This is a genomic window from Sphingopyxis sp. SCN 67-31, from assembly GCF_001725095.1.
On record NZ_MEFH01000175.1, the window covers coordinates 1 to 6,057 of the forward strand.

Sequence of the window (6,057 nt, forward strand, 5' to 3'; positions counted from 1 at the left end):
GGCGGGGTCGGCTTTCTGTCGGGCATGTTCGGCGTCGGCGGCGGCTTTCTGACGACGCCGCTGCTGATCTTTTACGGTATCCCGCCGACGGTCGCCGCGGCGTCGGCCGCGACGCAGGTGACGGGGGCCAGCGTATCGGGCGCGCTCGCGCATTTCGAGCGCGGCGGCGTCGATTTGCGCATGGGCGCGGTGCTGATCGCCGGCGGGTTGCTCGGATCGCTGATCGGCGCCGGATTGTTCGAACTGCTCACCGCTTGGGGACAGATCGATACGACGATCAACATCCTTTACGTCGTGCTGCTGGGATCGGTCGGCGGGTTGATGGCGCGCGAAGCATGGGGTGCGCTGCGCGCGCTGCAGGCCGGGCTTCCGGCGCCGGCGCGCAAGCGGCGCCACCATCCGATGGTCGCGAACCTGCCGATGCGCTGGCGCTTCTATCGCTCGGGCCTCTATATTTCGCCGCTCGCACCGCTGATCCTCGGGGCGCTCGTCGGCATATTGACGATGCTGCTGGGCGTCGGCGGCGGTTTCATCATGGTCCCGGCGATGATCTTCCTGCTCGGCATGGGAGCGCAGGTGGTCGTCGGCACCTCGCTGTTCCAGATCCTGTTCGTCACCATCGCGACGACGATGGTCCATGCGATGACAACGGGCGCGGTCGATATCGTCCTCGCCGGCCTGCTGCTGCTCGGCAGCGTGACGGGCGCGCAGATCGGCGCGCGTTTCGCGCAAAAGGTCCGCCCCGAATATCTGCGCATGGCGCTGGCGATCATCGTGCTGCTCGTCGCGCTGCGCATGGCGGTCGGCCTCTTCATCCGTCCCGACGAAATCTACACCGTCCAGTGACGCGGATCGGCGCCTCGATCGCAGCGCTGCTGCTGTTGCTGCTGCCCGCCGCGGCGCAGGCAGTCGATCCGCGTCTGGTGCCCGACGTGTCGAGCCGCTCGATCGAAATCCAGTACAGCTTCACCGGCGAGGAATTGCTGCTGTTCGGCGCGATCCTCTATCCAGGTCAGCGCCTGCCCGACGATCGCGCCGACATCGTCGTCGTTCTGAAGGGCCCGGTGCGGCCGGTGGTGCTGCGCGAAAAGCAGCGCATCGCGGGCATGTGGGTCAACGCCAGCAGCATCCGGCTGCGCACCTCGCCCGGTTTCTACGCGATCGGGTCGTCGCGCCCGGTCGACAAGCTGGTCGACGAACGCACCGCGGCGATCTTCGAGCTTGGCCTTAAAAATCTGTCGATGTCGCCGACCGGCTTTTCGGAGGCGAAGAAGCTCGAGCGGTTCGAGGCGGGGCTGGTCGATCTCTATCGCCGCATGGGGCTGTTCTACGAAAACCCTTCGGCGGTCGAGATTACCGAAGGCGTGTTGTATCGGGCGCGAATCCCCGTGCCGGCGCGCGTTCCCGTGGGCACCTACCGCGCCGAAACCTATCTGATCAGCAAGGGACGCGTGCTGGCCGTCGCCTCGCGCGACGTTCAGATCCGCAAGGCGGGCTTCGAACGTTTCGTCGCGCTCGCGGCGCAGCGGCACGGGTTCCTCTACGGCCTTGCCGCGGTCGCGCTGTCGCTGCTGCTCGGCTATGCCGCATCGGCGCTTTTCCGCCGCCGCTGATCTATCATAAGCGCTTTGTTTACCCTCGCCTGCGATAGTCGCCGCGGGACAAACATATGGCGGGGCTGAATATGGATATGCATGGGGGCGGTTTTGGTACCGGCGACGCGACGGCTGCGCAGCATGTCAGGCTGGCGGGCGGCGGAACGGCGGCGCCGATTGCGCCGGTGCAGGCGCACCACCGCGACGACTTGCTGATCGGCGAAGTGATCGACATTGCCGGCTCGGCCTCGCGCATCCTGCTCGATGCTTCGGCGTTGCAGGGCTTGTCGACATCGAACGACCCGTCGGTCGCGATGGCGGGCCAGGTGGGCGCGCAGGTCAAGGTGCGCGTCGGCAATGTCTGGCTGCTCGCCAGCGTGCGCGACCAGCAGCTTTACGAGCGCGGCGAGGGGCTGATCGTCGCGGCGATCGATTTCCTCGGCGAAGGCGAAGAAGAAAAGCTGACCGGCCGCATCCACAATTTCCGCCGCGGCGTGACGCGCTATCCGATTCCGGGCAGCCAAGTCTATGCTGCGACCAGCGCCGACCTCAAGCAGATCTACGCCGCCGACGAGCGGGCGCATGTCGAGATCGGGACCGTCTATCCGACGCGCGACATTCGCGGTTCGCTGTATGTCGACGCGATGCTCGGCAAGCATTTCGCGCTGCTCGGATCGACCGGTACGGGTAAATCGACGAGCGCCGCGCTGATCCTGCACAAGATCTGCGAACTGGCACCGCAAGGCCATATCGTGATGATCGACCCGCACGGCGAATATTCGGCGGCGTTCAAGGGCACCGGCGCGCTGTTCGACGTCGACAATCTCGCGATGCCCTATTGGCTGATGAATTTCGAGGAACATTGCGAGGTTTTCGTCACCAGCGAAGGGCGCGACCGCCAAGGCGATTGCGACGTGCTCGCCAAATGTCTGCTCCAGGCGCGGCTCAAGAACCGGCTGGCCGAGGGGATGACGAAGATCACGGTCGATTCGCCGATCCCCTATCTGCTGTCGGATCTGCTCAACATCCTGCAGAACGAGATGGGTAAACTCGACAAGGCGACCTCGTCGGCGCCCTTCATGCGCATCAAGGGCAAGATCGAGGAAATGCGCGCCGACCCGCGCTATAATTTCATGTTCTCCGGTATGCTCGTCGCCGACACGATGGCAAACTTCCTCGGCAAGATCTTCCGCCTGCCGTCGGACGGCCGGCCGATCTCGATCATCGACGTATCGGGGGTGCCGTCGGACATCACGGGCGTGGTCGTCGCGGTGCTGTCGCGCCTGACCTTCGACTATGCGATCTGGTCGCGCGGCGAGCCGCAGCGTCCGATCCTGCTCGTCTGCGAAGAAGCCCACCGCTACATCCCGTCGAAGGATAGCGGACAGGGGCAGGCGGTGCGCAAGATCCTCGAACGTATCGCCAAGGAAGGCCGTAAATACGGCGTGTCGCTGGGCCTCATCACGCAGCGCCCGTCCGACCTTGCCGAAGGCGTGCTGTCGCAGTGCGGCACGATCATCTCGATGCGCCTCAACAACGAACGCGACCAGCATTTCGTGAAGGCGGCGATGCCCGAAGGCGCGCGCGGTTTCATCGATTCGATCCCGGCGCTGCGCAACCGCGAATGCATCATCTGCGGCGAGGGCGTGTCGATCCCGATTCGCGTCCACCTCGACACGCTCGAGGAAGACAAGCGCCCCGCGTCGAGCGATCCGCTCTTCTCGCAGCTCTGGCGCGAAACCGGCGGCGAGCCCGAAATATTGGAGCGCGTCGTCAAGCGCTGGCGCAGCCAGGGCAGGTAAGGCTTCCGTCGTCCCGGCTTTCGCCGGGACGGCGATCTAGCCGGCTTGCGCCGGCTCCCACAATTCGATCGGATTGCCTTCGGGGTCGTGGACGCGCGCGAAGCGGCCGACCGACGGATCATCCCATTCCTTTTTGGTAATCACCTCCTCGCCGGCGGCGCGGAACGGCGCGAGCACCGCGTCGAGATCGTCGACGCGCAGGTTGATCATGAACTGGCGGTCGGCCGGGAAATAGTCGGTGTCGGCCTTGAAAGGCGAGAAGACCAGCGGTCCTCCGGTCACCGTCCACACCCATTGATTGACCGGCGCGCTGTCGTCGGCGCTGCATCCGCCGCCGACGCCGAGACGGTCGCGATACCAGTCGCTGAGCGCGGCGGGATCGCGCGCGCGGAAGAACAGGCCGCCGATGCCTTTGACATGCCCCATGGAAACGCCTCCTTCGCCTTGTGAGCAGAAGAAGCTAGCGCGTCGCGCCTAGCGAATCCACTCGCCGCTCTTCTGATATTCCTCGCGGATCTGACCCGACTGGTTGAGCCGCGGGTCGCTGTAGGCCGGCGGCGTGGGCGCGGCGGTCACCGAAGGGGACGGTGCCGCGGTCTGCGCCGGCGCGCTCAGCGTGCCGGGCAGCGGTGCGGGGCCGCCTGCGGGCAAGGGATCGACCGCAGCGGCGGGCAACAGGGGCGCGCCCGGGATCGGCCCCTTCTTCAGCATCGCAAGCTGCTGCGCGACAGGAAGATAGGGGCCGGGAACCGGCTCGCGGCCCAGATAGGGTGCGCGGAACGCGTCGGGCATGCCCCAGCGGCCGCGCCAGCGGTGGAAGATATGGGCGCCGACGATGTTGGTCATCACCAGGCTCTTGCCCCAGCGCGGCCAGATCGCGGTGGTGTGATAATGGGTGGCGAGCCCGACGCCCGGAAAGACGGCGCCGTTCAGGGCCGCTGATGCGATGCGGCTCGCGCGCAGCCAGTTGTCGCGGCTCGGCGCGCGCGCCATCGCGCCGTCGCACGAGAAGGTGAACTGGCACACGCCGGCGCGTTCGGAACCCTGAAAGACGACGCCGCACACCGTGTTGGGAAAGCTCGGGTGGCGCACGCGATTGAGCACCGTCTGCGCCACGCCGCGCATCCCGTCATCGCTTTCGGAGGCCGCCTCGTAATAGAGGGCGGAGGTCAGGCAATAATGCGCGCGTTCGCGGTCGAGCGCGGTGACGCCGCGAAAGACATAGGATTTGGCCGCCGGGCCGACGAAGGCTTCGTCGCGAAGCTGCGCCGGATCGGCGGGCGGCAGCGCGGTCGCATCGGCATAGCCGACGCTGCTGGGATCGGGCAGCGTCGGGTCGATCTTGAGCGCGTCGGCATAGCTGTCCGAATTCATCACCGCCCAGCGCGTCGGGTCATAGGGTTTGAAGGTCAGCGGCACCGACACGCTGTAGGGGCCGAAGCCGCGCGGGCGGAACTGGCCGCTCGACAGCGCGAGCGCCACGCTGGCGACAAGCACGGCGGCGAGCAGGCCGATCCAGAAATTGCGCCCCGGACCCGCCGCCGCAGCGGCCGCGCGCGGCGCACCGCGCCAGGCGGCGCGGGCGTCGGCATAGCCGGGAGCGTCGAGGTTGAGTTCGGGTTTCATGCGCGCGTCAAAATCCGGTGCCCCGCCCGATCGGCCGATTCGCCCAGGCGTGCTGCGATCCCTGCTTATGCCGCGAGGTGCGAATAAAAGATTGCACCGCGTGTGCGCTGTCCCGCAGCGGGACAGGAGGCAATGCGGCGGCGGTCAGGGGTGGATATCCGCCTGATACCAGCCGTGCCGCTCCGTCACCGTCATCGGCAGGCCGAACAGGCGCGTCAGGCTGTCGCCGGTCAGCAGATCGGCCTTGGCGCCGTCGCGGTCGAGGCGGCCGCCGCGCAGCATCACGATGCGGTCGATCTCGGGTAATATCTCCTCGATATGATGGGTGATCAGCAACAGCGCGACCCCGCTGCGCGCGACGCCACGCAGCATGTCGAGGAAATGATGCCGCGCCGCGGGGTCGAGCCCGGCGCAGGGTTCGTCGAGCAGCAGCGCGCGCGGGCGGTGTGCAAGCGCGCGGGCGATGAGGACGCGGCGGGCCTCGCCCGTTGACAGGCTCGCCATGCTGCGCCCGATCAGATGCTGCGCGCCGACATCGCCGAGCGCCGCCACCGAAACATCGACCATATCCTGCGTGTAGCTTTGATGCGCCCACAGCCCGCGCGAGGCAAAGAAGCCCGAGACGACGCAGTCGAGTACCTCCAGCGGCGGTTCGGCGTCGAAGTCGAGCTGCATCGTCGACGACACGATGCCGAGCAGCTTGCGCAGGTCGAAGACGTTCCAGCTGTCCTGCCCGAAGATGCGGACATCGGCACCCCAGGCAGGATAAAGCTGGCGCGCGATCAGCTTGACCAATGTCGATTTGCCCGAACCGTTGGCGCCAAGGATCGCGGCGCTCTCGCCCGCCGGGATGGTCAGCGCGGGCAGATCGAGAATGCACGCCTCGTCCGCCATGACGCGGACGTTCGACAGCGCGAGCAGGGGGGAATCGTCGACCATGCCGGCGCGTTGAGCATGACCGCGCGCGCGAGGGAAGTGGAAAGGTGAGCGGGGAGTCGGCTTTGGGTAGGAAGACGATATTGCGGAATGTCCTT

Annotated in this window: 6 protein-coding genes; 3 read left to right on the forward strand and 3 right to left on the reverse strand. The window is 66.7% G+C overall.

Going from position 1 to position 6,057, the window contains the following annotated elements; all coding sequences use genetic code 11:
- The 3 genes from ABS88_RS23010 to ABS88_RS23020 form a co-directional block, all read left to right on the forward strand.
- Positions 1 to 846 (forward strand): sulfite exporter TauE/SafE family protein (locus tag ABS88_RS23010; protein WP_286750701.1); only part of this gene is annotated, 846 nt, incomplete at its 5' end.
- Positions 843 to 1,613 carry a TIGR02186 family protein gene (locus tag ABS88_RS23015; RefSeq protein ID WP_003042747.1) on the forward strand — a complete coding sequence of 257 codons (771 nt, stop codon included), beginning with the start codon at positions 843 to 845 and terminating at the stop codon, positions 1,611 to 1,613. The genes ABS88_RS23010 and ABS88_RS23015, both read left to right, overlap by 4 nt.
- A 71-nt stretch (positions 1,614 to 1,684) precedes the next feature.
- Positions 1,685 to 3,397, forward strand: a complete 1,713-nt coding sequence (locus ABS88_RS23020) for an ATP-binding protein (protein ID WP_003042744.1) — start codon at positions 1,685 to 1,687, stop codon at positions 3,395 to 3,397.
- Positions 3,398 to 3,433: 36 nt separating this feature from the next.
- Here ABS88_RS23020 and ABS88_RS23025 read toward each other — a convergent pair whose 3' ends face one another.
- From ABS88_RS23025 to ABS88_RS23035, 3 genes are all read right to left on the reverse strand, one after another.
- Positions 3,434 to 3,823, reverse strand: a complete 390-nt coding sequence (locus ABS88_RS23025; protein ID WP_003042741.1) for a VOC family protein — start codon at positions 3,821 to 3,823, stop codon at positions 3,434 to 3,436.
- Positions 3,824 to 3,871: 48 nt separating this feature from the next.
- Positions 3,872 to 5,023, reverse strand: coding sequence for a cell wall hydrolase (locus tag ABS88_RS23030; protein WP_058811219.1), 1,152 nt, complete (start codon positions 5,021 to 5,023; stop codon positions 3,872 to 3,874).
- Positions 5,024 to 5,167: 144 nt separating this feature from the next.
- Positions 5,168 to 5,962, reverse strand: a complete 795-nt coding sequence (locus ABS88_RS23035; protein WP_003042733.1) for an ABC transporter ATP-binding protein — start codon at positions 5,960 to 5,962, stop codon at positions 5,168 to 5,170.
- Positions 5,963 to 6,057 lie beyond the last annotated feature (95 nt).